Annotated in this window: 29 protein-coding genes; 15 read left to right on the forward strand and 14 right to left on the reverse strand. The window is 47.9% G+C overall.

The genetic code is table 11. The annotated features are described in order from the left end of the window. The 11 genes from lepB to RWM02_RS00165 all read left to right on the forward strand — a co-directional run bounded on the left by lepB (position 1) and on the right by RWM02_RS00165 (position 9,514). Positions 1–867 (forward strand): signal peptidase I, encoded by an 867-nt coding sequence (gene lepB / locus RWM02_RS00115; RefSeq protein WP_314068146.1) that lies wholly within the window; start codon positions 1–3, stop codon positions 865–867. Beyond that, positions 864–1,517, forward strand: coding sequence for a site-2 protease family protein (locus tag RWM02_RS00120; protein WP_314068147.1), 654 nt, complete (start codon positions 864–866; stop codon positions 1,515–1,517). Before lepB ends, RWM02_RS00120 begins: the two co-directional genes overlap by 4 nt. Before the next feature lie 110 nt (positions 1,518–1,627). Then, positions 1,628–2,068, forward strand: a complete 441-nt coding sequence (gene rpiB, locus RWM02_RS00125) for a ribose 5-phosphate isomerase B (RefSeq protein WP_314068149.1) — start codon at positions 1,628–1,630, stop codon at positions 2,066–2,068. Next, positions 2,065–2,394, forward strand: coding sequence for a hypothetical protein (locus RWM02_RS00130; RefSeq protein WP_297968927.1), 330 nt, complete (start codon positions 2,065–2,067; stop codon positions 2,392–2,394). The genes rpiB and RWM02_RS00130 overlap by 4 nt, the downstream gene beginning before the upstream one ends. 20 nt (positions 2,395–2,414) lie before the next feature. Then, positions 2,415–2,963: an adenine phosphoribosyltransferase gene (apt, locus tag RWM02_RS00135; protein ID WP_314068153.1), complete on the forward strand. Its 549-nt coding sequence runs from the start codon at positions 2,415–2,417 to the stop codon at positions 2,961–2,963. Between the two features lies 1 nt (position 2,964). Next, the gene (locus tag RWM02_RS00140; RefSeq protein WP_314068155.1) at positions 2,965–3,567 is read left to right on the forward strand and encodes a DedA family protein; all 603 of its coding nucleotides are present in this window, start codon (positions 2,965–2,967) and stop codon (positions 3,565–3,567) included. Next, positions 3,548–4,999: a leucyl aminopeptidase gene (locus tag RWM02_RS00145; RefSeq protein WP_314068158.1), complete on the forward strand. Its 1,452-nt coding sequence runs from the start codon at positions 3,548–3,550 to the stop codon at positions 4,997–4,999. Before RWM02_RS00140 ends, RWM02_RS00145 begins: the two co-directional genes overlap by 20 nt. Continuing rightward, positions 4,999–6,102 carry a redox-regulated ATPase YchF gene (gene ychF, locus RWM02_RS00150; RefSeq protein ID WP_295140733.1) on the forward strand — a complete coding sequence of 368 codons (1,104 nt, stop codon included), beginning with the start codon at positions 4,999–5,001 and terminating at the stop codon, positions 6,100–6,102. Before RWM02_RS00145 ends, ychF begins: the two co-directional genes overlap by 1 nt. A 463-nt stretch (positions 6,103–6,565) precedes the next feature. Then, entirely contained in the window at positions 6,566–7,984 is a 1,419-nt protein-coding gene (locus RWM02_RS00155) for a tetratricopeptide repeat protein (RefSeq protein WP_314068161.1), read from the forward strand. Then, a complete protein-coding gene (locus RWM02_RS00160) occupies positions 7,974–8,549 on the forward strand; it encodes a hypothetical protein (RefSeq protein ID WP_314068164.1) in 576 nt (191 codons plus the stop codon). Before RWM02_RS00155 ends, RWM02_RS00160 begins: the two co-directional genes overlap by 11 nt. A gap of 227 nt (positions 8,550–8,776) precedes the next feature. Next, entirely contained in the window at positions 8,777–9,514 is a 738-nt protein-coding gene (locus tag RWM02_RS00165) for a DNA alkylation repair protein (RefSeq protein ID WP_314068167.1), read from the forward strand. 302 nt (positions 9,515–9,816) lie between these two features. Here RWM02_RS00165 and RWM02_RS00170 read toward each other — a convergent pair whose 3' ends face one another. The 4 genes from RWM02_RS00170 to ybeY all read right to left on the reverse strand — a co-directional run bounded on the left by RWM02_RS00170 (position 9,817) and on the right by ybeY (position 12,852). Further along, positions 9,817–10,179 carry a hypothetical protein gene (locus tag RWM02_RS00170; RefSeq protein ID WP_314068169.1) on the reverse strand — a complete coding sequence of 121 codons (363 nt, stop codon included), beginning with the start codon at positions 10,177–10,179 and terminating at the stop codon, positions 9,817–9,819. A 9-nt stretch (positions 10,180–10,188) separates the two neighbouring features. Beyond that, complete coding sequence (locus tag RWM02_RS00175; protein ID WP_314068172.1) at positions 10,189–10,989, reverse strand: phosphatidylserine decarboxylase; 801 nt, start codon at positions 10,987–10,989, stop codon at positions 10,189–10,191. Next, positions 10,986–12,077, reverse strand: a complete 1,092-nt coding sequence (locus RWM02_RS00180) for a metallophosphoesterase (protein ID WP_314068175.1) — start codon at positions 12,075–12,077, stop codon at positions 10,986–10,988. Before RWM02_RS00180 ends, RWM02_RS00175 begins: the two co-directional genes overlap by 4 nt. 358 nt (positions 12,078–12,435) lie before the next feature. Then, positions 12,436–12,852, reverse strand: coding sequence for an rRNA maturation RNase YbeY (gene ybeY / locus RWM02_RS00185; RefSeq protein WP_314068178.1), 417 nt, complete (start codon positions 12,850–12,852; stop codon positions 12,436–12,438). Positions 12,853–13,283: 431 nt separating this feature from the next. Between ybeY and queC the strand changes: the two genes are divergently transcribed. Next, positions 13,284–13,955 carry a 7-cyano-7-deazaguanine synthase QueC gene (gene queC / locus RWM02_RS00190; protein ID WP_314068181.1) on the forward strand — a complete coding sequence of 224 codons (672 nt, stop codon included), beginning with the start codon at positions 13,284–13,286 and terminating at the stop codon, positions 13,953–13,955. Between the two features lie 390 nt (positions 13,956–14,345). On the opposite strand, the gene RWM02_RS00195 is transcribed toward queC, so the two are convergent. The 5 genes from RWM02_RS00195 to mobB are packed head-to-tail and all read right to left on the reverse strand — an operon-like array spanning position 14,346 to position 18,836. Continuing rightward, entirely contained in the window at positions 14,346–15,350 is a 1,005-nt protein-coding gene (locus RWM02_RS00195; RefSeq protein WP_314068185.1) for a ferrochelatase, read from the reverse strand. A 6-nt stretch (positions 15,351–15,356) separates the two neighbouring features. After that, complete coding sequence (gene metG / locus RWM02_RS00200; RefSeq protein WP_314068188.1) at positions 15,357–17,276, reverse strand: methionine--tRNA ligase; 1,920 nt, start codon at positions 17,274–17,276, stop codon at positions 15,357–15,359. 17 nt (positions 17,277–17,293) lie between these two features. After that, complete coding sequence (locus RWM02_RS00205) at positions 17,294–17,506, reverse strand: hypothetical protein (protein ID WP_314068189.1); 213 nt, start codon at positions 17,504–17,506, stop codon at positions 17,294–17,296. Continuing rightward, positions 17,503–18,357, reverse strand: a complete 855-nt coding sequence (locus RWM02_RS00210) for a class 1 fructose-bisphosphatase (protein ID WP_314068192.1) — start codon at positions 18,355–18,357, stop codon at positions 17,503–17,505. The genes RWM02_RS00205 and RWM02_RS00210 overlap by 4 nt, the downstream gene beginning before the upstream one ends. Continuing rightward, the gene (gene mobB / locus RWM02_RS00215) at positions 18,354–18,836 is read right to left on the reverse strand and encodes a molybdopterin-guanine dinucleotide biosynthesis protein B (protein ID WP_122862095.1); all 483 of its coding nucleotides are present in this window, start codon (positions 18,834–18,836) and stop codon (positions 18,354–18,356) included. The genes RWM02_RS00210 and mobB overlap by 4 nt, the downstream gene beginning before the upstream one ends. Before the next feature lie 100 nt (positions 18,837–18,936). Here mobB and RWM02_RS00220 point away from each other — a divergent pair, with 100 nt between their 5' ends. Continuing rightward, positions 18,937–19,431: a membrane lipoprotein lipid attachment site-containing protein gene (locus RWM02_RS00220; protein ID WP_314068197.1), complete on the forward strand. Its 495-nt coding sequence runs from the start codon at positions 18,937–18,939 to the stop codon at positions 19,429–19,431. Here the strand turns inward: RWM02_RS00220 and RWM02_RS00225 are convergent. Genes RWM02_RS00225 through gltX form a run of 3 tightly spaced genes read right to left on the reverse strand, consistent with a single transcriptional unit; the run spans position 19,331 to position 22,537 of the window. Beyond that, positions 19,331–20,968 carry a lytic transglycosylase domain-containing protein gene (locus RWM02_RS00225; RefSeq protein WP_314068200.1) on the reverse strand — a complete coding sequence of 546 codons (1,638 nt, stop codon included), beginning with the start codon at positions 20,966–20,968 and terminating at the stop codon, positions 19,331–19,333. The genes RWM02_RS00220 and RWM02_RS00225 overlap by 101 nt on opposite strands. Then, the gene (locus RWM02_RS00230) at positions 20,952–21,239 is read right to left on the reverse strand and encodes a YggT family protein (RefSeq protein WP_314068203.1); all 288 of its coding nucleotides are present in this window, start codon (positions 21,237–21,239) and stop codon (positions 20,952–20,954) included. Before RWM02_RS00230 ends, RWM02_RS00225 begins: the two co-directional genes overlap by 17 nt. Further along, positions 21,236–22,537: a glutamate--tRNA ligase gene (gene gltX, locus RWM02_RS00235; protein ID WP_314068206.1), complete on the reverse strand. Its 1,302-nt coding sequence runs from the start codon at positions 22,535–22,537 to the stop codon at positions 21,236–21,238. Before gltX ends, RWM02_RS00230 begins: the two co-directional genes overlap by 4 nt. A gap of 125 nt (positions 22,538–22,662) precedes the next feature. Between gltX and mscL the strand changes: the two genes are divergently transcribed. Then, on the forward strand, positions 22,663–23,070 hold the full coding sequence (gene mscL, locus RWM02_RS00240; protein WP_314068209.1) for a large-conductance mechanosensitive channel protein MscL: 408 nt from the start codon (positions 22,663–22,665) through the stop codon (positions 23,068–23,070). Between the two features lie 8 nt (positions 23,071–23,078). After that, positions 23,079–23,717 carry a Crp/Fnr family transcriptional regulator gene (locus tag RWM02_RS00245; protein WP_122862090.1) on the forward strand — a complete coding sequence of 213 codons (639 nt, stop codon included), beginning with the start codon at positions 23,079–23,081 and terminating at the stop codon, positions 23,715–23,717. 117 nt (positions 23,718–23,834) lie between these two features. On the opposite strand, the gene mrdA is transcribed toward RWM02_RS00245, so the two are convergent. Both mrdA and RWM02_RS00255 read right to left on the reverse strand, forming a co-directional pair. Next, entirely contained in the window at positions 23,835–25,679 is a 1,845-nt protein-coding gene (mrdA, locus tag RWM02_RS00250) for a penicillin-binding protein 2 (protein WP_314068212.1), read from the reverse strand. Then, the gene (locus tag RWM02_RS00255) at positions 25,676–26,161 is read right to left on the reverse strand and encodes a hypothetical protein (protein ID WP_314068214.1); all 486 of its coding nucleotides are present in this window, start codon (positions 26,159–26,161) and stop codon (positions 25,676–25,678) included. The genes mrdA and RWM02_RS00255 overlap by 4 nt, the downstream gene beginning before the upstream one ends. Positions 26,162–26,219: the final 58 nt, after the last annotated feature.

Here is a 26,219-nt window from a genome sequence, read left to right on the forward strand (position 1 = left end):
TTGAAAAAAGCGTTTAATAAATTTTTAGATTTTTCAAACAGCTGGACGGGCACGGTCGTCATCGTCCTGCTCGTGATTTTCTTTGTCGCGCAGGCCTTCGTGATACCGTCTGGTTCGATGAAGGACACGCTTTTAGTCGGCGATCATCTTTTCGTTAAAAAATTTAGCTACGGCATCTCGACACCGCGCATTCCGTGGATAGAGGTCAAGGTTTTGCCCGATTTTAACGGCAACGGCCACCTCATCGAGGGAGCCAAACCGCAGCGCGGCGATATCGTGGTTTTTCGCTATCCGCACGATGAAAAGATCCACTACGTCAAGCGAAATTTCGCAGTCGGCGGCGATGAAGTGATATTTACGGAAAAGGCGCTATTTTTGCATCCGCACGAGGGCGAGGAGTTTATAAAGGCAAATTTTGACGAAAAAGATATCGTTAAACTAGGAGGCAAACTTTTCGTCAAAGAGCCTTATAAATTCGGCGGCATCCACTACGACGAGAAGGTAAATTTATTTGAACTAGCCGTAAACTACCTAAACGCGAGCAAATTCGCCATGCAACCCGTTATCGTAAACGAACTACCCAGCGTAGGCAACTATCCGTTTAACGCATTTTATTTTCAGGTCCCTGAAGGCGAGTTTTTCATGATCGGCGATAACCGCGACCACTCAAACGACAGCCGATTTTGGGGGCCCGTGGCCTACAAAAACATCGTCGGCAAGCCTTGGTTTGTCTATTTTAGCTGGGACGACGAATACAAAATCAGATGGAACAGAGTCGGCAAGAGCGTGGATTTTATACAAAACTCGCCCGAGCTGCTAGAAGCCGCCAGAACCGAAGCTAAAAACGACGGAAATAAGATCGAATGAACCTTGACAACATCGACTTCGCTCAGGTAGCGATCCTGGTCGCCGTGCTCGTTATCTCCGTCGTCGGGCACGAGATCGCGCATGGATATGCAGCGTATAGATACGGCGACTTGACCGCTAAAAATTTGGGGCGGCTCAGCATAAATCCTATAAAACACGTCGATCCGCTAGGCACTATCGTCGTGCCCGCACTCATGTTTCTTAGCACGGGAGTGACGTTTGGCTGGGCTAAACCCGTACCCATAAATTTACGCACGGTGCTTTACAACGGCGGCTACAAGGCTACTATAATCGTCGCGCTTGCGGGTATCGCATACAACCTTGCTCTTTTTGCGCTAGCGTTTTGCGCGTTTAAATTGATCGGTTTTGAAGGGTTTTTTGATAGCTCGGTAGCGGAGTTTGTTTTCATGCTCGCCGCCGTAAATTTAGTCCTAGCCCTCTTTAACCTCTACCCTATCCCGCCTCTTGACGGCTCGAAAGCGCTTGAGTATCTTTTACGCATTTTCGGGCTTCACGGCGCTGCAAACTGGCTAAACAGCATGCAAAGATACGGTTTTATCGCGCTAGTTATCATCGTGATCTCGCCGCTAAAAGATTACTTTTTCGAGCCGATACGATATGCTGTGGCGATCATGAGGATGTTTTTGTAAACGGCAAATTTTAAAATTTAGCCCAAATTTCGCTCCTAAAGGCTCGCGGCGAAATTTTACTTTAATGCTTTTTTGCTATAATTAAGCATTTTTTAGCTTATGGAAATTTCATGAAAATAGACAAAATTTTTATCGCGAGCGACCACGCGGGCTTTGATTTTAAGGCGCAAATTTGCGAGCTTTTAAAAAACGAAGGTTTTGACGTATGCGACCTAGGAACGCATAGTAAAGATAGCGTTGATTATCCCGATTTTGCCGAGCTTCTAGCGCAAAATTTACGCGGCAGTAACGAATACGGCGTACTAATCTGCGGCACGGGTATCGGCATCAGTATCGCGGCCAACCGCCATTCGCACGTTCGCTGCGCGCTTTGTCACGACGTCACAACGGCAAAACTAGCGCGCGAGCATAACGACGCAAACGTGCTAGCTATGGGCGCTAGAACGATCGGCGACGCGGTCGCGGTAGATATGATAAAGGCCTTTTTCGCTACCGAATTTGCAGGCGGCAGGCACGAAAGACGCGTGAAAAAGTTAGGAGGCGAGAAATGACCGATTGGCTCGTACTTACAGTTTTGATCTGCATTTGTATCTATCTCACCGTTATGGTGTTTTACTTTAAAACCTTGCTTAAAAAAGAGCGCACGACGCGCGATTTTATGAAAAATAATCTCCAAGATACCGAAGTCGTAATTCGCAAGTTACAAATCCAGCTCCAGCGCGGCCTTGGCAACATCGACATACTCACCGACGAACTAAACAAAGTCAAAAACGATGCCAACGCTCTTCGCACCAGAAACTCGCAGTACCGCCTGGAAAACGACAAACTCCGCCAGCGCATCCGCGAGCTAGAGGGCAAAATCGAAGCGCTACTATAAATCAAATTTAAAGGCAAAAAATGAAAGAACTAGACAAAGCGGGGAAGGAATTTTTATTAAATTCTATCCGTTGCATAAACGATTTTCCAAAACCTGGCATAGTATTTCGCGACATCACGACGCTGCTAAACAACAAAGAGGCATTTAATTTTCTAATCGATCACCTCGCAGCTCGCTACGAGAACGCTAATATCGACTTTATCGCGGGTATCGAATCGCGCGGATTTATATTCGCAGCGGCTTTGGCGGCTAGACTGAGACTGCCTTTCGTGCCGATTAGAAAGCCTAAAAAACTGCCTTACATCACGATCTCGCAAAAATACAGCCTAGAGTACGGCGTAGACGAAGTGCAAATTCACGTCGACGCATTCGGCGAAAAAGCGGGCGCAAAGGTGCTTTTAATCGACGATCTAATCGCTACGGGCGGAACCGCAAAAGCAAGCGTAGAGCTAATCAATCAAACAAACGCCGTTTGCGTAGAGGCCTGCTTTTTAATCGATTTAAAGGATCTTGGCGGTAGCGCAAATTTACGCCCGCTAACTAAAATTTACAGCATACTAGAGATCTGAGATGGAAGAATTTTTCATAAAACTGCTCACCGAATACGGCTACATAATACTTTTTTTATGGTGCATAATGGAAGGCGAAATGGCGCTCATAATGGCCGGTATCCTCGCTCACACGACGCACATGCATATAGTGCCGGCCATCTTTATCGCGGGTCTTGGCGGCTTCGTCGGAGATCAAATTTACTTTTATCTAGGCCGCTACAACAAAAAATATATCGCTAAAAAGCTTCACACGCAGCGCCGTAAATTCGCCATCGCGCACATAATGCTGAAAAAATACGGCTGGCCGATCATCTTTATCCAGCGCTATATGTACGGCTTTCGCGTCATCATCCCGATGTGTATCGGCCTAACCGGCTATAGCGCGAAAAAATACGCCTTCATAAATCTCATAAGCGCGTGGTGCTGGGCTGCGATCACGGTAATTCCTGCGTGGATTTTAGGCGAACACATACTCGATATCCTGCACAAGGCAAAAGAGCACTGGTACGTCGCCGTGCCGGTAGTAGCGCTATTTTTGGGCATATTGCTCTACGGCTTTAGGCGCATAGAAAATAAAATTTTAAACGATAGGAGACACAGAAGTGCAGTTTCAACTCACTAATAAAAAACTAAGCGAAATCAAGGCTGATTTGGAGCTGATTTTCGTCGTAGATAAAAACCTGAAACATAAATTTATAAAAGACGAAAAGGCGTTTAAATTTGCCAACTACAAAGGCGAGAGCGTCTTGCTTTTGCTAGAAAGCGGCAGGATCTACGTACCGCTAAATAAGCTTGGCTACGACGAGCTTCGCATAGCTGCGGCAAAGGCCTATAACGCCGTAAAATCGCTAAACGTCAAAAGCCTAAAACTAGCCTCATACGTCGCAGGCTGCCAAAAAATGAGCTTTCAGGCTCTAACCGAGGGCTTTTTGCTAGGCGCATATGAATTTAACAAATACAAAGAAAAAAAAGAAAAATACGCGCTAAAAGATATTATTTTTAGCAGCGAAGAATTTAGCGGCGAGATCGTGCGCGAAAACGATGCGCAAGACGGCTTTGCCCACGGCGAGATAATCGCTTCGGCGACAAATTTCACCAAAGACGTCGTAAACGAAATACCTGAAATCTACACCCCGCAAAAGATGGCGGAAGAGGCTCAAAATCTAGCTAAAAATTATCCAAATTTAAGCTGCAAAATTTACGACGAAAAATTCCTCGAAAAAGAAAAGATGAACGCATTTTTAGCAGTAAACAAAGCCAGCGTCCATCCGCCTCGCCTCATCCATCTTATCTATAAGCCAAAAGAGGCGAAAAAGCGCATAATCTTCGTCGGCAAAGGGCTAACCTACGATAGCGGCGGACTTAGCTTAAAGCCGGCTGATTATATGCTAACTATGAAAGCCGACAAAAGCGGCGCAGCTGCGGCGATGGGTATAATTAAAGGCGCGGCGGAGCTAAATTTGCCGTTTGAAATTCATGCTATTTTAGGCGCGACCGAAAATATGATCGGCGGCAACGCCTATAAGCCCGACGACGTGCTGATCTCTCGCAGCGGCGTTAGTATCGAGGTGCGAAACACAGACGCCGAGGGCCGTTTGGTACTAGCCGACTGCCTTAGCTATGCGCAGGATTTTAAGCCCGATATCCTCATCGACATGGCGACGCTAACGGGCGCTTGCGTGGTCGGACTTGGAGAATACACGAGCGGCATAATGGGCAACAACGAGGAGCTAAAGGCGGAATTTAAAGCAAAAGCGGCAAAAAGCGGCGAACTAAATACGATTTTAGAGTTTAACCCGCACCTACGCGAGCTGATCAAAAGCCAGATCGCAGACGTCAGCAACACGGCGTCTAGCCGCTACGGAGGCGCGATCACGGCGGGCATCTTCCTAGATAAATTTATAAAAGACGAATTTAAAGACAAGTGGATACACCAAGATATCGCAGGCCCCGCATACACCGAAAAAGCTTGGGGATATAACCAGGCAGGCGCGACTGGAGCGGGCGTGCGAATGAATCTTTATTATCTATGCGCTATGGCAAAGGAGCTGTAATGGGACTAGCAGTAGGTATCGTAGGCTTGCCAAACGTCGGCAAATCAACCACATTTAACGCGCTAACAAAAGCGCAAAACGCCGAGAGCGCGAACTATCCGTTCTGCACGATCGAGCCCAATAAAGCCGTCGTGCCAGTGCCCGATAAGCGCCTAGGCGAGCTAGCAAAAATCGTAAATCCAAACAAAATCCAATACTCCACGATCGAATTCGTCGATATAGCGGGACTCGTAAAGGGCGCAAGCGCTGGCGAGGGGCTGGGAAATAAATTTCTCTCAAACATCCGCGAAACCGAGGTGATACTGCACATCGTGCGCTGCTTTGAGGACGAAAACATCACGCACGTAGAGGGCGGCGTCGATCCCGTGCGAGACGTCGAGATCATCGAGACCGAGCTCATCCTCGCCGACATCGAGCAGCTAAATAAAAAAATCGAGCGCCTAACCCGCGAAGCCAAAGCAAACGCAAAAGGCGCGAAAGAGGCGCTAGAGACGGCAAACGCGCTGCTAGCTCACCTAAACGACGGCAAAAGTGCGAGCAGCTTCGGCGGCAAGGACGACGACGCGTTTATAAATTTAAACAAAGAACTAAGACTACTCAGCGCAAAAGAGGTCGTCTACGGCGCAAATGTGGGTGAGGACGGTATCTCGGAGGATAACAAATACGTACAGGCGCTTCGCGAATTTGCCGCGCGCTCGGGGCACGAGGTCATCAAGCTTTGCGCCAAGATCGAAGAGGAGCTAGTAGGCCTTAGCGACGAAGAGGCGCATGAGTTTTTAAGCTCGCTAGGCACGAACGAGAGTGGCCTAGAAAAGATCATCAAAACGGCGTTTGCGAAGCTAAATTTGATAAGCTATTTTACCGCGGGCGTCGTCGAGGTGCGCGCATGGACGATCGTAAAAGGCTGGAAAGCGCCAAAAGCCGCCAGCGTCATCCACAACGACTTTGAGCGAGGATTTATCAGAGCCGAGGTCATCGGCTACGAGGACTACATCGCGTGCGGCGGCGAAAACCCGGCCAAAGAGGCGGGCAAAATGCGCCTAGAAGGCAAGGACTACGTCGTTCAAGACGGCGACGTGATGCATTTTAGATTTAACGTTTAAGCGCAAATCGGTCAAATTTGGCTTTGCTAGCCGAGCGGTTCTTGGCTAAATTTGACCGCCTTTTCTTTATTGACGCGCGATTTACAAACCTAAGCGCAGGCAAGATAAATTTTTGCGTCGGAGTCTTGGCTACTCTAATAACCGCTCCATAAAATTTTAGTCTTTAAAGATGCGGTTAAATTTGGCTCGGCGCGGGTTTTGTAGCTCAAATTTGACTCGCGCTAAATTTAAGGAAAAATTTGAAAAAGATCATAGCCGTTTGCGTAACTGTATCAAATTTACTCCATACACAAATAATATTCAAGGACACCAAGATTGCGTAGTTTTAGCGCATCGTCGCACTACTTAGGCATCGCGCCCAGATGTTACCGACCTATCGACAGCAGTATGCAAACTCTACAAAGAAACAAAATAGGTTAAATTTGAGAAAAATAAAGCTAGTAAAATTTAACAAAGGAGCGCGATGATAAAACAGCTCTTGCTACTGCTTCTTGCTCTAAATTTCGCCCTCGCAAATTTGACGAACGAAGCTCAAACCGCCTACGACGCGGGCGATGAACAAACGGCGGCAAAAATTTGGCAAAAAGCGTGCGAATCAGGCGAGGCGCGCGGATGCGTAAGGCTTGGATTTTTATACCAAAGCGGCAGAGGCGTAAAGCAAGATGACGCAAAAGCCGGTAAATTTTACCAAAAAGCTTGCGACGCGGGCGAGCTAAGAGGCTGCGACAGCCTAGCCTTGCTACACCAAAACAGCGGCGAACATGCTAAAGCCGCCGCGATTTTTGAGCAAGCCTGCGAAAAAGGATTTGGTTTAAGCTGCTATAATCTGGCTCAAATTTACGAAGCGGGCAGCGGCGTCGCGCCGGATGAAAGCAAAGCGCTAGATCTCTACGTAAAGGCCTGCGAGCGCGGATACGCCGTAGTTTGCTACTATCTAGGCGGCATATACGCGGACGGTGCAATGGGCGCAAACGACGAAGCCGCGAAAAACTCGAAAAACGCACTCAAATTTTACTCGCTTGCGTGCGATGGTAAAATTTACGAAGCGTGCGAAGCTTTGGGCAGGTTTTACGAGGACGGCGAGGCGGGTTTTGCGCAGGATATCAAGGCCGCTAGATCCTACTACGACAAGGCCTGCGCCGCAAATGCCTACAAATGCAGCGGCAGCGAGCGTCTAGACGAGCTACAGGGCGGCTGGACGCAGTATCAAAGCGGGCAGTTTGAGTCGGCCTACGAGCTCGGCAAAGAGGCGTGCGATAGAGGCGTAGTAAACGGCTGCGCGGCGCTAGGAGAGCTCTACGCAAAGGGGCTCGGCGGAGCGCGGCAAGATAGCGAGCTGGCGGTCAAATTTCACGAGAAAGCCTGCGAAGGCGGCTTTGGAGCTTCTTGCGCCGAGCTTGGCGAGATGCTATCTCAGGGACGCGGCGCAAAAAAGGACGTTCCGCGCGCGCTAGAGCTTTTTGAAAAGGCCTGCTTGCTTTGGCGGTTGGATGCCTGCGAGAGCCTAGCGGACGCGTATTTTGAGGGCACGAACGCGCCGCAAGATGTAGCAAAAGCCTTTAGTTTTTACGGGATCGCCTGCTACAATGGGCTAAAACCGGCCTGCACGAATCTAGGCGCGATCTACGAAAGAGGCGTAGGCGAAGTGGTAAAAGCGGACGAAAACGAAGCCGATAGCCTTTTTAGCGAGGCTTGCGAAGCCGGCGATGCGCGCGGGTGCCTAAATCTAGCGCGCCGTCTTGAAAGTAGCGACAAAAAACAAGCCGCCGTGCTACGCCAAAAGGCGCAAAAGCTGCACGAAAAAGAGTGCGAGGCGGGGCTAGCTAAAAAGTGCATGGAGTTTAAAAAATCAACTAATAAAGGAGAAAAACATGAGTTTTAAAAAAGTTTCATTTGCCGCCGTTGCGGCCGTTTGTCTATTTTTAGGCGGCTGCACCCAGCCTAGAACCACGCAGATAGAGCTACCAAAAAGCGCGCTAGATAGCGTAAATCTACCAAACGAAGTGGCCATAGACGGCGAAAAATTCGTCTTAAAGCAAAAAAACGCAAGAACGGCGGAATTTTATCTACCCAATGAAAAAGTAGGCTTTAAATGGAGCAAGCTAGTAAGCGTCACCGTCGATGAAAACGCCGACATCAACGAATACCAAAAGACTTTTATGACCGCGCTAAAAAGCGGGCAGTTTGGCAAAGCGGAGTATGATTTTAAGTCTATAAACGATAAAGAGTATCAAGCTTACACGATCTACTATCCGATCGCGGGCAACCCCGATTTTGACAACTACGAGATCAATCTAATCCACGTCAAGAGCCTTAACTGCGGGCTTAGAGTCACGCACTACGCGCTAAAGTTTCTAAATATCGCGGATAGAAGCAAATTTTACACGCTAATCAAGCAAAAAATGCCGATATTTTTAGCACAACTGCCGCAAGTCGAGTGCAAATAATTTTACCTTCGGGCGTTATTTTTAGTTTTTGCTAAATTTAACGCCACTTTTACGGACTAATTTTTAAAATTTAGCCCATAAACTGCAACAAATTTGACGCTTTGCTTGCGCAGGCGGTCAAATTTGACGAGCGTAACGGCTGCAAATTTAACGCCGCCTGGTTTTAGGCGACAAATTCACGATTCATGCCTGCTTAAAGGCTAGATAAAACTACCCAAAGGAAAAATATGGAAAACGGCGGACTGGCGGTATATTTCGGAGAAAATTTAGCGCAAATTTTATCGCAAAAGATAAAGGCGGTTTATCCTAAATTTGACGCGCAGAGCTACTGTGGGCAAATCGCGGAGAGTACGCCGAGTCTCGGTTATTCGCAAAGGATTTTGGCGCACGCAAATGCGCTAAATGAACTTTTGCCCCCGGATTTTAAGCGCGCGGCGGATATTTTGGTCGCGATTTTGGGCGAGGAAAACCCGAACGAAACGGGCATGTTTAAGCGCTTTTACTGGACTTTGCCGCTGGCAAAATACGTCGAAATCTACGGCATAGACGACTTTGAAACCTCAATGGGCGCGATCGAGGAAATCACGAAGCGCGGCACGGGCGAGTACGCGGTGCGCGCCTTTATCAAAAAATATCCCCAAGACTCGCTCAAAACCATGACGCAGTGGGCGCGCTCGTCAAATTTCCACCTACGTAGGCTCGCATCCGAGGGTCTGCGACCAAAGCTGCCGTGGGCTAGTAAATTGGAGCTTTTCGTGAGTGACCCAAGCCCTGTTTTTGCGGTACTGGAGGTGCTTAAAGAGGACGAGGTGCGCTTCGTGCAGCGCTCGGTCGCAAACAACGTCGCGGACTATCTAAAGGTAAATTTCGCCGCCGCAAAGGAGCTGCTCGTGTGCTGGCAAAGCTCACAAAACAAAAACACGCAGCAAATCATCCGTCACGCGACGAGGAAGATAAAAATTTAGTCTTGGCGCAGATACGCAAGCTAGCGGCGAGCAAATTTAGGCTTTAAGTTTTTATAAAATTTAAGAAGCAAACGCGCTTGACGTAATGCGCAAAAAGTAGATGCAAGCTTAATGGTCGGCGCGCCAAAATATAAGATCAAATTTACTAACGCCGCCAGAGATCAAATTTGACCCAACCACGTAACGATACGCAAATTTTACAAGCGGTCGCGCTTAAATTTGAAGCCAGGCGCCCAAATTTAGCGCAGCATAAAAACGGGTCGGCGCGCAGGCATCGCAAGCGGCCGAGCCTAAAACCAAATCTATCCCGCAAAAATCCTAAACGCTATCCAAACCGCCAAAGCGCCGATCAAAACGCCGCCCGCAAAGGCTGAAACGACGTAGATTTTCTGCTTTTTTCTGATCTGCTCAAATTTCTTTTCGTGATGCTTTTTTACGCCTTCAAAGGTCAAATTTAAGATCTTTTCGTTCGTTTGATTTAGCGCATCGGCAAAGCTCTTTATCTGCTCGTCGTTGATATATCGCATGGTCTTGCGCGTCGCGTTGGCCAGGCGCTCGTAGTCCTCGCTGTTTTCCCAGAGCTCGACGACGGTGTTGTTTTCGATGCGCTCTTTTAGCTCTAGCGTCTCTTTTAGCTCGTTTTGTTCGACTAGCTGCGTTCCCATTGCGCCTCCTTAGTTGATAGTTCCTATTTTGTCGCCGTATTTTAGCTTTTGCTCGGCCGCTAGATCAAATTTGACCGCGCCCTGCTCGCTAAGGATTAGGATCGTGGAGCCCAGCTCAAACATCCCTAGCTGCTCGCCCTTTTTCGCACTTAAATTTTCGTATTCGTAGAGCGCGACGTTACCGGCGCAGGCGTTAGTCTGTATGCGCGCGTCAAAGCCAAACTTCATCTTACCCACGTTTAGCGCGCCGACGAAGACCAGCCACATCTTTTTGCCGCTTGCAAGCTCGCATTTTAGCACCACGCGCTCGTTTTTGGCGTATAGATTTGGCACCTTTAGCAGCGCGCTAACGGCCACGCTATATAGCTCGCCAGGCACGTAAAGCGCGGATAAAATCCTCATATCGCAAGGCGCGTGATAGCGGTGATAGTCGCGCGGGCTCAGATAAATATTTACGTACTCTAGCTCGGCGTCTCGCTCACTGCGGTCCATACTATCGCCCAGAAGCTCTGCTATACCGTACTCGTGGCCCTTGACGCTGATCGCTTTTAGCTCCTTGCTAACTCCGCGCTCCAGGCACGTGCCGTCGCTAGGACTGATGAAAGCCTGCGGCGAAACGTCAAAATTTCGCGGACGCTGTAGCTCGCGGGTAAAAAGCGCCGTCAAGCTCTCGTACTCACTTGGCTGCTTAAACTCGCTCATGTCGATTTTAAAGCCGCTTACGTATTTTTCATTGATAAATGTTTGAAAAAATCTCGGAAATTTAACCGCCGCTACAAACCCGAATATCCTAGAAATAAGTCCCCTCATACAACTCCTTTTAGTCTTAATAACGAAATCTCGCTAGGCGCCATCACGCGCACCGGCGGCCCCCAAAATCCGGCGCCGCGGCTAACGTAAATTTGCGTATTTTTGTTCGCGCGGTATACCCCGGCGACGTATTTTTGATCGAGCCTTACCAGCAGCGAAAACGGGAAAATCTGCCCGCCGTGCGTGTGTCCACTCACCACTAGATCCACGGGCGCGCTTTCGTCCATGTATTTTAAAAATTTAGGCTGATGAGCGAGCAAAACGGTAGGCAAATTTACGTCGCGACCGTCCAGGGCCGCGACCAGATCGGGCTCGTACGCCTTAAATCTAAGACCGATGATATCATAAACGCCGGCTAAATTTACCCCGCCCACTCGCGCGTTTTCATTGCCTAAAATTTTAAAATTCGTCGTCTCTCGGATAACTTTTATCGTGCCGTCGATACCGCTATAGTACTCGTGGTTGCCAGGCACGTAAAAGGTGCCGTATTTGCTCTTTAGCTCGTTAAATGGCGCGATAAACTCGGCCAAACGGTGCGGCTTCACATCCGCGATATCGCCCACGATCGCGACCGCGTCGGCATCCAGCTCGTTTACGCGTCTAGTCACCGCCCGCGCAAAGTCCGCTCCTAAAAAATCGCCCAGATGGATATCCGTTAAAACCGCGATTTTTAGCTCACCCTTTAACCCCTTTAGCTCGATATCTTGGGCTTTTACTTCGGGTAATTTTACGGCGTTAAAGATACCTTTAAAAAAGTAGCTAAACGCCAAAATAAGTATCGTGACGTCGAGGTAAAGGCGCAAAAATTTACGCCTGCTCTCGCTAAACGCGCGATTGGTTACGGGACGGGCGATGAAGGCTACGACGTTCGTAAAAAGCACGAACAAAAAGATAATAAACGTCAGCGCCAACATCAGCGAGCAGGCGATACGAAGGCTAGGCCCCAAAAAGTTAAACCGCAGCGAAAAAGCAAGCGCGACGCCGCCAATAGCAAGCGTCAGGAAAAACAGCCCAAGCGCCCTTTTATGCACAGCAAGCGGCCTGAGCGCGGCATCCGCAAAAAGCCCGCGGTAAGAAACGTAATTCATAAAAATAATGATTAAAGACGATAAAAGATAAAACATTTCGTAAATTTAGCCAAAATTATTAAATATCTAACCACTGCACGCGGCAAATTTGAGGAAATTTAACCGCGGCAGCAAAGCGTGTGCTAGAAACGTCTTTTTTACGCGGCGATATCCGTGCGGACGGAGGGTAAATTTGATAGCTTGTTTGGATAAATTTAGCGCGTAACTCCGCGTTGATTCACGACGCCGAAATGCAAATTTGATTTTACGGGCTGCTTAAAACGCATTGTAGCAGGCATGAAATAATCCAAATTTTATCGCCGCTCTTAGTTTTACGCTCGGCACAACCCGCGCCTTTACGAAGCTATCGAGATTTCGTCTATTCTTCGCCCGCATCCTCCGTTCGCACGATGAGGCTCTTTGGCAGGTTAAATTTCTCGATCACCTCGCACTCTTTGGCCCTCATCTCGCCCGCGTCGCTCTCGTGATCGCAGCCTAGCACGTGAAGCAACCCGTGCGTAAAAAGCAGCGCCGTCTCGTCATCCTCGCTGTGCCCTAGCTCGGCGGCTTTGGCGGCGACTAGCTCGGTGTTTATCACGATACAGCCAAGCGGCGCGTGCAGCTGCATCTCAAGCGGGAAACTAAGCACGTCCGTAGTCTCGTAGATGCCGCGCTGGCGGACGTTTATCTCCTTCATCTCCTCGGCGTCAACAAAGCTAAGCTCCACCTCGCCCGCGGTCAAATAGTCGCAAATTTGATCCAAAATCCTCGGATAATCGTCCTCGCAAAGTATCATTTTTGGCTTTCCTTTAGTAAAATTTGAGTATGATTTTAGCGAAAATTCGGGTTGATTTTAATAAAACTAGCTTTTGTTTGTTAAGGGGGAAGGGGCTTGAATTACGAAGTCGCTCCCTTTCCCCTTAACAATCCCCCAGCCCCTACGACGTGAGAGGTGGCGACACGGCTTTGCTGGCGCAAAGCGTCGCGGGTTTTAGTTAAATTTGAGTATAACGAATTTACATTTTCAGGGTGCGGGTCTCGGTGAGTCAAATTTGAGGTTGAAATTTATAAATTTGAACGTAAGACGATAAGGCGAAGTATCGTGAGATGATTTTTCGAGTTTTGAAGCAAAATTGAGCGTGCGCTAGGCATATAGCCTGCGGAGCGAAAATTTTGCGAAATCTCGGAAAAGCGCTCGCGAGACAAGCCGTTAAAAAAGGAGAAAAAGTGAAAAAAGCGGTTTGCATAATGAGCGGCGGCATGGACAGCACGCTGTGCGCCGTCCTCGCCAAACGCGCAGGCTACGAGATCATCGCGCTGCATTTTGACTACGGACAGCGCACGATGAAGCGCGAAAAGCTGGCGTTTGAGCAGATCTGCGAGCGTATCGGCGCGCTAAAAAAGGTAAATTTAGACGCTAGTTTCATAGCAAGTATCGGTGGCAACGCGCTAACGGACGAGAGCCTAGCCATCCGCAAGGACGGCGCCAAGCCCGACGCCCCTAGCACCTACGTGCCGTTTCGCAACGGCATCTTTATCTCTATCGCCGCCGCGCTAGCCGAAAAAGAATGCGCGCAGGCGCTATATATCGGCATCGTCGAGGAGGACGGCTCGGGCTACCCCGACTGCACGGCGGATTTTATCGCTAAGATAGAAAGCGCCGTAAACGCCGGCACCTCAAAGGACTTTAGCCTGCGCATCGTCACTCCGCTAGTAAATTTAAGCAAAGCTGACATCGTGCGAAAGTCGCTCGAGGCGGGCTCGCCGCTGGAGCTAACGTGGAGCTGCTACGAGCGCGAGGACGAGGCTTGCGGCGAATGCGACAGCTGCCGCCTAAGACTACGAGGATTTGAGCTTGCAGGCGAAAAAGATAGGATAAAATACGTAAATTTAAAATAAAATTTCTAAAAATCGGCATGAGCCCGTCCGCAAAATTTAGCGCAAAATAAAATTTATCTGCCAAAATGCTACGAACGTTCTACCGCCGTTTTTGTTTGGCAAATTTGATCGCGGCTGCTATTTTTAAGGATTTTAGACGTAATGTGTTTTTGGCAATATCCGCTTTAAGGACGGAAAACAAAACGCCTACTTTAAATTCTCTCGCATCTGCACCGCTACGCGAACCACCTAAGCAAAGCGACCGCGGCATGCCTCGCAATGGAAGCACTATTTGGACGCTTTACTTAAAAACTCGCAGGGCAAGCTCTGCCGATTTACGCATTTTCCCGTCAAATTTATCGGCAAATTTGCGGCAGATAAAGGCAATAATACGCGCCAAATTTGAGATTATTATAAAATTTCGCCAAACAAATCAGGCTCGGGCGAGCTCGAATTTAACATCGCTTCAAGATCCTCTTTTTGGCATTTAACGAGAGCGTAGTGAAAATTTGAAAGATTTTTTAGCTCGGCAAGCTCCTTAAATCTCATCGTAGCCGCGCTTCCGGCAAAATCCTCCGGCACGCAGATCTCGATACCGCCGCTAAAATTTCGCGCTAAAAACGCCACCTCCATATCAAAAAGCTCATCGTCGCTCTCTGCGATAAAAGCCTGAGAGCTCGCACCAAAAGGCACGACGCGAAAATTTTTATTTATAAAAATAGGCTCGAAATGCCCCAAATTTCGCGTGTCACCAAGCTTGAAAGAAAAGCCAGCGCGGATCAGATACTTTAAAAGTCCGCAAAGATAGTGCGTGAAAACTTTTGGAAAATTTAAGTTTGGATAGTAAATGCCATCGCAAACGACGCTAGAGGCAAATAGCGAACCGCCCTGCGAGCAAACCGCGTCCACGTCGCTAAAAACGGTGTCGTATAGCGGCGCGATCTTGGATAAAATTTTAAGATCGTCGGTGAAAAACAGATCCCCCGCGCCCGCCTTCATTATCTTTATAAAAAGTCGCGTCGCATCCTCTGGCAGCAAGCTAGCTGCGTTGCCCTCAGCATTTTTACCCAGACTCATGCGCGCGATCAAGGCCTTTTGCACGGGATTAACGGAGCAAAATTTGAGATTTTTATAGCTGGCCTCAAAGCGCATCAGCCGCATCAGCGCGGCGCTCAGGCTATCGACCTTGATAAAAGCGACTTCAGGGTCGATAACCTCGCATCTTTGCTCGACGAGCACGGCATAGGCGCCGTTTGCGACGGCTGCGGCTATCTCGTCCGCGCCTGCGCCAAGCCCGATGTAGGCGTAGCCTTGGCGCACGTTTTTACTCTCAAACGCAAAGCCCTCCACGGCGCTGACGCTCGGTTTATTTAGCGCTTCGCCGTTGATGAGGCGCCTTAGGTTTTCGATATTCACGCCGTTTTAGCCTATTTCTGATCCGTTTTTGACTGCAGCCATCGGCGCGATGAGACACAGCGATCCGTCCTCTGCGCTAAGGATCATGCCCTCGGATATATGGCCGAAAATTTTAGCAGGTTTTAGGTTTGCTAGCACGCAGACTTGCTTGCCGACGAGACCCTCAGGAGCGTAAAATTTGGCGATCCCCGATAAAATTTGACGCGGCTGCTCTTCGCCAAGATCGATCTTAAATTTAAGCAGCTTCTCGCTGCCTTCGATATTTGAGCACTCAAGCACGGTACCTACTTTTATGACGCATTTTTTAAAGTCGTCGATTTTTATTTTCGCGTCCGATTTTTCTTGCAGCGCGGCGGCGGTTTTAGCAGGTTCGCTTACGCTTGGCACTGCAGTCGCCATCAGCTCTTTTTCTATTTTTGGGAAAAGCGTCTGCGTTTTTTGCGCTTTAAAGTCCAAAATTTCGTTGTTTAAGATGATTATTTCATAAGTAGCCGTCGAGATCTCAAAGCCAAGCGTCTGCGCGATCTTTTCGCAGGTTCTCGGCATCGCGGGGCTTAACAGGACGGCCACGCGAGCCAGCAGGTTAGCGCATAGCGATACGAGCGCGTTTGCTTCGTCTTTTTTGCCGTTTTTTATTAGATTCCACGGCTCAAATTTAGCTATACTCGCGTTTGCAAGCGTTAGCACCTTAAAGAGCTCCTCGAGGTAGCGGTTCGTGGCAAAACACTCTAAATTTTTGATAGCGTTTTGCAGGTATTCGTTGCCGCTATCTAAAACCTCGCCGTAAAATTTACGTAAATTTTCGCCCTTTATCTCAAAGTCCGAGTATTTTTCGCTCATGCCGACTATGCGGCTTAAAAGATTTCCCAGATCGTTGCTAAGCTCGGAGTTTATGCGCTCGATCATAGCTTTTTGCGAGAAGTCTCCGTCCTGCCCAAACGGCACTTCGCGTAGCATAAAGTAGCGGAAATTTTCCAGTCCGTACGCGTCTGCGACCTCGCTTGGATTGATGACGTTGCCCTTGCTTTTACTCATCTTTTCGCCGTCTCTCGTCCACCAGCCGTGAGCTGCGACGCAGCGAGGTAGCGGCAGATCAAGGCTCATCAAAAACGCCGGCCAGTACACCGCGTGAAAGCGCAAAATATCCTTGCCGACGATATGCGTCGCGCCCTTCCAGTAGTTCATCTTGTCATCGCCGCGCGTGTAGCCAAGCGTGCTTAGGTAGTTTATGAGCGCGTCTAGCCAGACGTACATCACATGCCTTGGCTCGTTTAGGCTCGCGGGCAGCTTGATGCCCCACTCAAAGCTCGTACGAGTGATCGAGAGGTCGCGCAGGCCGCCTTTTACGAAGCTCACGACCTCGTTTTTCTTGCCGCGCGGCACGATACAGTCCTCGTTCTCCTCGTACCATTTTAGCAGCGCGTCTTGGTATTTCGAAAGCTTGAAAAAATAGCTCTCCTCTTTCACCAAATTCGTCGGTCTGCCGCAGTCAGGACACCTCTCGTCCTCCAAAAGCTGCGTCTGCGTAAAAAAGCTCTCGCAGCTAACGCAGTAGTATCCCTCGTATTCGCCCTTGTAGATATCGCCTTTTTGATACATTTTAAGAAATGCGTTTTGCGCCGTGAGCTTGTGATAGTCGTCGGTCGTGCGGATAAAATGATCGTAGCTAATCTCAAATTTATCCCACAACTCCCTAAATTTCGCGCTTATCTCATCGGCGTAGGCTTGCGGCGTGTAGCCCTTTTTTGCGGCGGCTTGCTCGATCTTTTGCCCGTGCTCGTCGGTGCCGGTCATAAAGTACGTATCATCGCCCTTTAGTCTCGCAAATCTCGCTACCGTATCGGCGATCACGGTCGTGTAGGCGTGTCCTATGTGCGGCACGTCGTTTACGTAATAAATCGGAGTCGTAATATAAGTCGTGTTCATATCTTTCCTTTTTAAATTTAAAAATCAAATCCGCCGCCGTCGCCTTTAGACATCGAGCTGTATACGGCGTCTACGTAGTTTTTGCGGGTTTTGCATTCAAACATCGCCTCGCAGGCAAAGCACGAGTTTAGTCCCTTTTCGCGCTGGCAAGCTTGTAAAATTTCTCTTTGGCGATCAAGCTCCAGCTCAAATTCGTCCTTTTGAGCCGTTTGCGCTGCGTGCTCGCTCATTTCGCGCTTCCGTAAAATTTATGCAGTAAATTTATCTCGTCTTTGGAGCCGAAAAAGCAAGGCGTGGTTTGGTGGATTTTTTCCACTTTCATATCAAAAAGCGTTGCCGAGTATCCGTCGCTAGTAGCGCCGCCGGCACGCTCGTAGATGAAGGCAAACGGCAGCACCTCAAACAGCGCTCTTAGCTTGCCGTTTGGCGCGTCGGTCGTGGCAGGATAGCTAAAAAGCCCGCCGCCTTTTAGCAAAATTTGATGCAGGTCGCTCACCATGGCGCCCGAGTATCTGAGGCGATACCCCTGCAAAAACAGCTCGCGGATAAATTTAGCATGAGTTTCGCTCCAGCCCTTTTGCGTCGCGCCCGTGGCGTTTAGCTTGCCTTTTTGCGCGAGCGCTAGATTTTTGATAAATTTAAACTCGCCGTCCCTGCCTAGGCGGTAAAGCGCGGGAGCCGTCTCGCCCTCGCAAAGCACGAGCTCTAAGCGCGGGCCGTAAACGACGTAGGCGGCGGCTTTTAGATTTTGCGGAGTTAGTTCGTTTTCGTAAATGCCGAAAATCGAGCCGATAGAAAAATTTACGTCCACTAGGCTAGAGCCGTCTAACGGATCGTAGGCGACGATAAATTTTGCGTCCTCGTTTAGCGCCAGCATATCCTCTTTTTCTTCGCTAACGAGCGCTTTTACGCAGGCTAAATTTGCAAACTCGGCCGTGATGATCTCGTCGCTTCTCACGTCTAATTTTAGCTGCGTGTCGCCCGTGGCGTTGGCGTGATCCGTGTAGCCTAGGTCGGCATACTTTATCTCCTCGCCGATTTTTACGGCGATCTTTTTAATCGTTTCGAAAATTTCGTTCATTTTAAAACCTTTGCGTTTTTTAGTATCCACTCGCAGATAGCCTGCGTATCGTCTAGATCGAAATTTGGCTTATCGATCTCGTAGTCTTTTTTATAGCTTGCGATCGCGTTTGAAAAGCTAAGATAATCCTCGTTTATCTCGTCCTTAAATACGCTAATGCGCGGCAGCGGTAGGGTCTTTAGCCCCTCTACTAGCAGAAGGTCAAATTCGCCCGCCATCGCTACGACGTCCTCCACGCTCTTGCTCTCTTGCGAGAAAAAGGTCGTACGCGTCGGACTCATGACCGCTACCTCGGCGCCTATTTGGCTAAATTTATAGCTATCCTTGCCCTCGACGTCAAATCTCGCCTTGTCGCCCGGGTCGTGCTTGATGATCACGACTTTTAGCCCGTCATCGATAAATTTTTTGGCGACCTTTAAAATAAGCGTGGTTTTGCCGCTATTTGAAGGTCCTGAAAACGCCATCGCCGCTTTCTTCATTTTTCTCCGAATTTTTGAAATTTACGCGGATTATAGCAAATTTAGGCTTTTTAAAAGCAAAATTTATCTAAAATAAGGCCAAATTTAGCGAGGTTTTAAAATGAAAAAGAGCGTATTTTTTTTAAGTTTTATTTTGGCGCTAGCCGGATGCGCGGATAAAAAATATATCCACGAACCGCTAAAAAACGAGCTTTTAGCCTACACGAGCAAGTCTGAGATCATAGATGCCGATACGAATATCCTAATCGTCGCGACCTATCTAAACCCAATCTATAGCGAGCTAATCGATGAACAAAAAAGAGAGAAATTCGTCGTGGCCGTACATCCCAAAGAAGCTAAAATTTTAGAGGAAAGCTTCACGGCAAACGGCTCGCAGCGAGGCATCCTAGTTAGACGCCTAGCCGCAGACGATCCGCTTTTAGAAAAAGTTAGCTTTGAGGTTCCGTGGGCGCAGTACTTTGAGGTCAGCACCCCGGAAATCTCAGACGATAAAATCAATCTTGATTTCGAAATTTATCCGTCAAAGAAGGCGTCTTTAAGCTTTCAAAAAGTGTCGAAATCGATGTACTGGAATGGACAATCCCTAGGTAAATAACATAGTTTGCGAGTACTTTTTTGCCATAGTCGCGACTCTCGGCAAAGGGCACGAGCTCCATGGATAAAAACGGCTCATACTCGCCTTCGTTAAAAAGGTCGCCTCGCTGAAGCATTTTCTTAGTAAAGCCGATACCGCCGTTATACGCATAAGCGACGAAAAGCGGGTGATAGAGGTATTTCTCCAAATAATTTAGATGATGATCCGCAAATTTTAACGCAAGACGCGGGTCAAACATATCGTCCTGATCGAAATTTGGGATTTGCAGCTCTTTTTTGCCGATATGGTTAGCCAAAAACGGCATAAACTGCATCATACCAAGCGCATAAGAAGTCGAGATGACGGCCGGGATAAAGCGGCTCTCTTGTCTGCCGATCGCGTAAAGAAGCGCTTTTCTAGTCGCATTTATATCATCCAGCTCATCTACAAACGGCATGACGAAGTAACTATCCTTGTAACCGCTTGCTTTTTCCATCAAGTATGCGTAGTGACCGAGCGTCTCTTTGGTGTTAAAAGTCTCGGAGTGCTTTGCGGCGTCCTGCGCGCTCATCTCTTTTATCATTTTAAAGGTTTTTTGCCACAAAAACGGATCTTTTATATCGTAGTCCGCCACCTTTTCTTTCGTAGGCGTCGGCGTGACGATGTTTACGGCGGGACTTGCTCCCGTTAGCTCGTTTGCGTAGAGCGTATAGATATTTACGTCGCGGCTTTGATTTAGCTTCTCAAGATAGCTTCTGTCATTGCTTAGCAGATATAGCCAAAAAAGGGCATTATCCTTGCGGTCTTGCCTCTCAAAGGCGGCCTGCGCTCTAGTAAAAAATCTAGCCGCGTCTTTTGGAGAATTTAACAAAACTGCATTAACGCCGAGCATAAAGGCGTCCTTGCCGGTAAGCTCGGTTTCTTTTATCGCGAGAAAATTTTGCCTAAATTTGGCCGATTTCTTATCGATTATCAAATCGTTTGCTAGAGCGTGAAACTCCTTTTTCGTCGCGAGCAAATTTATAAAATTTACGTCAAATATCTTATCAAATTTATCCTTGTGCGAGGACTGATTAAAATAAACCAAAAACGCGTCCGTATCGTTAAATTTGGCAAATTCGTCCTCGGGATGCTTCTCGTTTAGCGAGCCAAGGCGGCGATAAAGAAGCGGATCGGAGTCTTTAAATTTATCCGCCAGCTTTTGCCTCGTTTCCTTTTTTAGCTTCATCATAAAAGGCACTCTGAGGCGCTGTTTTTGGCAGGTTACGTTTGCGTCTAGGATATTTTTCGCGCTTACGCCGTCGCACTCGCTTTTTACTTTTTTGGGCGGCAAAATTTCAGCCAGTTTCTTTGCTAGCACGCCCGCTCGGCGAAAGACGTCTTTGCTTAAAATTTGCGCCTGCTCCTTGGTGTAGTCGCCTTCGGTTAAAAGACGGTAAAAGTAGTAATCCTTAGCAAGCCCCTTAGGCTCGTCTTTTATCTCCTCAAAGCTCTTAACTCCGCCAAACGCCGCCGCCGCAAAAATCGCAGGCAGGATAAATTTAAGCAGCGTACGCAAACATGAGCCTTACAAAAAATATATCTATAAACTGAAGCGACAAAAGCACGATAATAGGCGCTATATCTATACCGCCGAAAACCGTCGGTATCACGCGGCGGATAGCGCCGTAAACGGGCTCGGTGAGGCGGTAGAGCAGCTGCACGATAGGGTTATATGGATCGGGGCGCACCCAGCTTATGATCGCCGCGCCTATGATGATCCACGTGTAGGTGCTGATAACGATATGCAGGATACTGCCGACTGCTTCTAAAAATACCGAAAATATCATCGTAAAATTTCCTTTAGATACGGTTTGATGAGCGGATATAGCTCGCTAAGCTCGGGGCCGTGCTCGGCCCCCGTGAGTAAAATCCTAAGCGGCATAAAAAAGCCTTTGCCTTTTAGCCCCGTAGCATCCATGAGAGCCTTTTTTAGCTCGTTAAATTCGCCAAATTCGCTCAAATTTAACGAAGCTGCGGCGGCTTTTATAGCCTCGCAGCCCGCCTTAAACTCATCAGGTATAAATTTGGTTGCAAAAATCGCATCGACCTTAGCCTTTATCTCGGTTAGTAGGCTGCTTTCTTGCGTGTAAAATCTAGCAAGCGCGGCAAATTCCGGTTTTATACCAATTAGCACGGCCAGCCTTGCATCGCTTGCTCTTTTGATGTGTTCGCGGTTGATGTGCTCAAGCTGCTTGACGTCAAATTTGGCCGGAGACGCCGAAACCTTCGAGATATCAAACCACTGCGCGGCTTCTTCTATCGTAAAGATTTCAACCGGCGCCTTGTAGCCTAGCGAGACGATGTAGTTTGCGATGGCTTCTGGCATAAAGCCTTGCGAGAGCAGCCATTTTACGCTACTTTCGTTCTCGCGTTTGCTCATTTTTTTGCCCTCGACGTTTAGGATGATAGGTAGGTGGGCGTAGTTTATCTTTTGCGTATAGCCTAGTCCTTCGCGGATGAGGTCTTGTTTTGGCGTGTTGCTGACGTGATCTTCGCCGCGGATGACGAAGGTAACGCCCTCTAGCATATCATCGACCGCGCAGGCGAAGTTATAAGTCGGCGTAAAATCAGCCCGCATAATCACAAAGCTATCGACGTTTTCGGGCTCGAAGCTGATCTCGCCCTTTATCGCGTCTTTAAATTTCATCGTGTCTAACGGCTTTTTCATGCGCACGACGAAAGGTTTTTGGTTATTTAGCACTTCATTGTCGCTTAGATGCTCGCACGTCCCGTCGTAGCGGTAGGCTTCGCCTCTAGCCTTGGCGGCTTCTTTTTTAGCCTCTAGCTCGCTTTCGGTGCAAAAGCACGAAAACGCCTTTTTGTCTATCAAAAGCTTTGCCGCAAATTCGCGGTGAAATTTCAAATTTTTACTTTGATAATAAAGCGTGTCCCATTTTATACCGAAAAGCTCTAAAATTTCTAAAATTTCCTTGTCTTTTCCGGGGATATTGCGCTCCTTGTCGGTATCCTCGATACGGATGATAAAGCCGCTTTTATCCTGAAGCGAACAGACGTAGTTTAGGATCGCAACCCTTAAATTTCCCAGATGCATATCGCCTGTCGGCGACGGCGCAAAACGATACATTTTTGTTTCCTTATTGATTTTTAGGGGCGATTATAGCATTTTAAGCATTTAACTTGGCTTTTTTATCTTTTGTGAAGCTAAAATAAATATAATTGATATCTAATTTTAAAATGCAAAGGAAAAACATGAGTTTTGTTAAGGAATTTAAAGAATTCGCGATGCGCGGTAACGTCATCGACATGGCCGTGGGCGTCGTGATCGGAGGGGCTTTCGGTAAGATCGTTAGCTCGCTAGTGGGCGACGTGATCATGCCGATAGTCGGCGTACTGACGGGCGGCGTAAATTTTACGGATTTAAAATTTACGCTAAAAGACGCGGTCGGTGATACGGCTGCCGTAACCGTAAACTACGGCTCGTTTATACAAACGATGGTCGATTTTACGATTATCGCGTTTTGTATTTTCTGCGTCGTTAAGGCTATAAATTCGCTCAAAAAACCAAAAGCGGAGGAGCCAAAAGCCGAAGAGCCTGCGCCGGTGCCTGAGGATATAGCGCTTCTAACCGAAATCAGAGATCTTTTAAAAAATAAATAAGAACGCAAATGCTAGAGCAAATCCCGTTTTTTCAGGAGCTAAACGAGGCTGAACTAAAAAGACTAGAAAATATCAGCATCCTAAAAAAATATAAAAAAGGCGAGTTTTTATTTATGGAGGGCGAGGAGTCAAAGTGGCTCCACCTCCTCATAAAAGGCTCTCTCAAGCTCTATAAAATCGGCCCTAAAGGCAAAGAGATTTTTATGCATCAGTTTAACGGGATTAGCTTCGTAGCCGAGCTTGCCAACTTTGAAAATATCAAATTTCCGGCGACGGCGATATTTTTAACCGGCGGCGAGGTACTAAAAATCGACTACGATAAATTTTACGCCGAGTTTTTATCAAACCCGCGCGTATCGCTACAAATAATCAAATCGCTCTCGCAAAAGCTAAAAATCGCAAGCGAGCTGATACACCAAGAACTTGTGCTAAACTCCGAGGCCAAGGTCGCGAGCTTTCTCGTTAACCACGCCGATCTTTTTAACGAGCTAAAACACATCAAAATCGCTTCCATCCTCAACATCACTCCGGAAACGTTTTCAAGGATATTGGCGAAATTTAAAACCCAAAATTTGATTGAACTAGACGCAAATAATAAAATCGTAAATATCGCTACAAGCGAACTTTTGGAGATGTTTGAGGGATAAATTCGGCTTGCCGATTTCATAAATTTAACTCAAATTTTACTTCGCAACCAATCCGCTAGAATTTTAGAAATTTGATCAAATTTGACGGCATTTAACGCCGAATTTAAACGCGGAATTTTAATTTTTCTTCTTTTGTGCAGCCTCGGTATCTGCTAGCGAGGTGATTTCGTATTTTTTATCGATATAGCCCATTTCTAGTAGCTTATTAAAGATTTTAGCCGTGAGAGGTCCGGCAGCCAGACCGCCGTGTCCGCCGTGCTCGATGATAACGGTAACGGCATAACGAGGCTCCTCGTATGGCCCGTAAGTCGTGACCCATGCGTGCGAGCGGCGTAGATACTCCATATCCTCTTCTTTCATACGCTTTTTTTCAGCCTGTGAGATGCCCACGACCTGCGCGGTACCCGTTTTTGCCGCTAGCGTTATCTTTGCCTCTTTAAAATATTTATGCGCGGTGCCTTTTTTATGATTTACGACCTCATACATCGCCTTTTGGATGTACGGGAGTTGCTTTTTCTCAAACGGCGTAAGGATATCGTCCTCCGGCTCAAATTTAACCTCCTCGCCGTTTACGCTGCGTAAAAAATGCGGGACGATATTTTTCCCCGTAGCCAGGATGCCCGTATAGCGCACCACCTGCATCGGCGTCACGAGGAAGTTGCCCTGTCCGATCGAGGTGATTAGCGTCTCGCCCTGATACCACGGCTGAGCGTATTTTTGCATCTTCCACTCGCGTCCTGGCACGATACCGACAAATTCGTTAGGTAGATCCACTCCGCTTTTTTGCCCAAAACCCAACCGCTCTAAAACCGGGGTTATAGCGTCGATACCGACCTTTAAGCTGCCTTTATAAAAATAATCGTCGCAGCTCTCTCGGATGGCCGAGTTCATATCCATAAAACCGTGTCCATAGACGTTCCAGCAGCGGAAATTTCGTCCTCCAAGCTCAAATGAGCCAGAGCAAAAATACCCATCGGAGCGGCTCATCTTGCCGGTGTCTAAAAACGCCATCGCCACGCCCATTTTTATAACCGAGCCCGGCGGATAAAGGCCGTTTACGAGCTTGTTCGTAAAGGGATGATCGATACTTTTAACAAGCTCGTCCCATTTAGCCTGCGATAACCCCGTAACAAACGGATTTAGATCATACTCGGGGAAGCTGCCAGCAGCCAGTATCGAGCCGTCTTTCACGTCCATAACGATGATGACGCCCGCGTTATCGCCGAAAATTTCCTCGATGTATTTTTGCATCTCAAGGTCGATCGTAAGCGATATATCCGAGCTTTGCGGGTAGCTCACGGATATCTCCTCGACCTCCTGATTTAGCGCGTTTACTTTTACCTTTCGCACGCCCTCTTGCCCCTGCAAGACGGAGTTATAAAAGCGCTCCGTGCCGCTTCTGCCCGTGTGATTGGTCAGCTTTGCGACGGGATCGGACTCGACGTCTTGCTGGTTTGCCCGGCCGACGTAGCCGATGATGTGTGAAGCTAGGTTATTGTAGGGATAGTGGCGCTTGGATGCCGGCTTAACCTCTAAATTTTCTCGCAACGAGAGCTCGGCTATACGCGGTATCATCTTGTCATAATCCATAAAATCTATAATCTGAATAAAATCTTGATTATAAGGGGAGTCGGCCTTGACGTATTCGCGCTTTAGTTTCGTGACGTTTAAGTCCTCGAACAAATTTTGCAAATTTGCAAGCTCGGCGTCTAAAATTTCCGCCCTCTTGCCGCTTAGATGCGGCTTTAGCGCGACGGAAAAGCCGAGGCGATTTACTGCCATAGGACGACCCTTGGCATCTAAAATAAGCCCCCTGACGGGAGCTAGGTACTGCGTTTTTACCGCATTTTGCTCGGCGATCTCCTCATAAAAATCGTTTGACTTGACGCTAAGGTAATAAACGCGCACCAGCAAAAGCACCCAGACGCTAAATATGATGCCAAACACTATGCGCATCCTCATAAGCGCCCCCTAAATAAAATCACCGCCAAAACAGACTCCACGCCGACGTAGATCAGGTATTCGTAATCAAATTTTAGCATGGGTAAATTTGCCGCGTATGAGATAAAAGAGCTCGTCGCGCAGGTCCAAACGTAGCCGCTAGCGACGAATCCGACAGTCAAAAGCTCTCTTGATTTTAGCGTAACGATGAGCCAATCAGACATCAAATAATAAAAAAGCATAAACGCAATCACCGCCGAAAACAGCGCAAACCCGTGCGCCTGCTCGGCAAAAGTAAGGTAAAATAGACAAAAATACCACTCCTTGCCAAACTCCTTGAGCGTCTTTTGTTTTTGCAAGGTTAGCGTGATCATATAAGTAAAAAATATCCCGATAAGAGGCGGCAGATACGTAAATACGGTCGTTATACTCTGATAAAACACAAGAAAAGCAACCCAAGCAAGCTGCTTTAAAAATCGCTTCTCCGCGCCAAGTCTTCGCATCGCAGCACTCGTTCGCATAGTTATAGGTTTTTAGCTAAATTTGCAAATTTAGCCTTGG

Origin of the sequence: Campylobacter showae, from assembly GCF_963515975.1 — a bacterium.
In the GTDB taxonomy this organism is placed as follows: Bacteria; Campylobacterota; Campylobacteria; order Campylobacterales; family Campylobacteraceae; genus Campylobacter_A; species Campylobacter_A showae_F.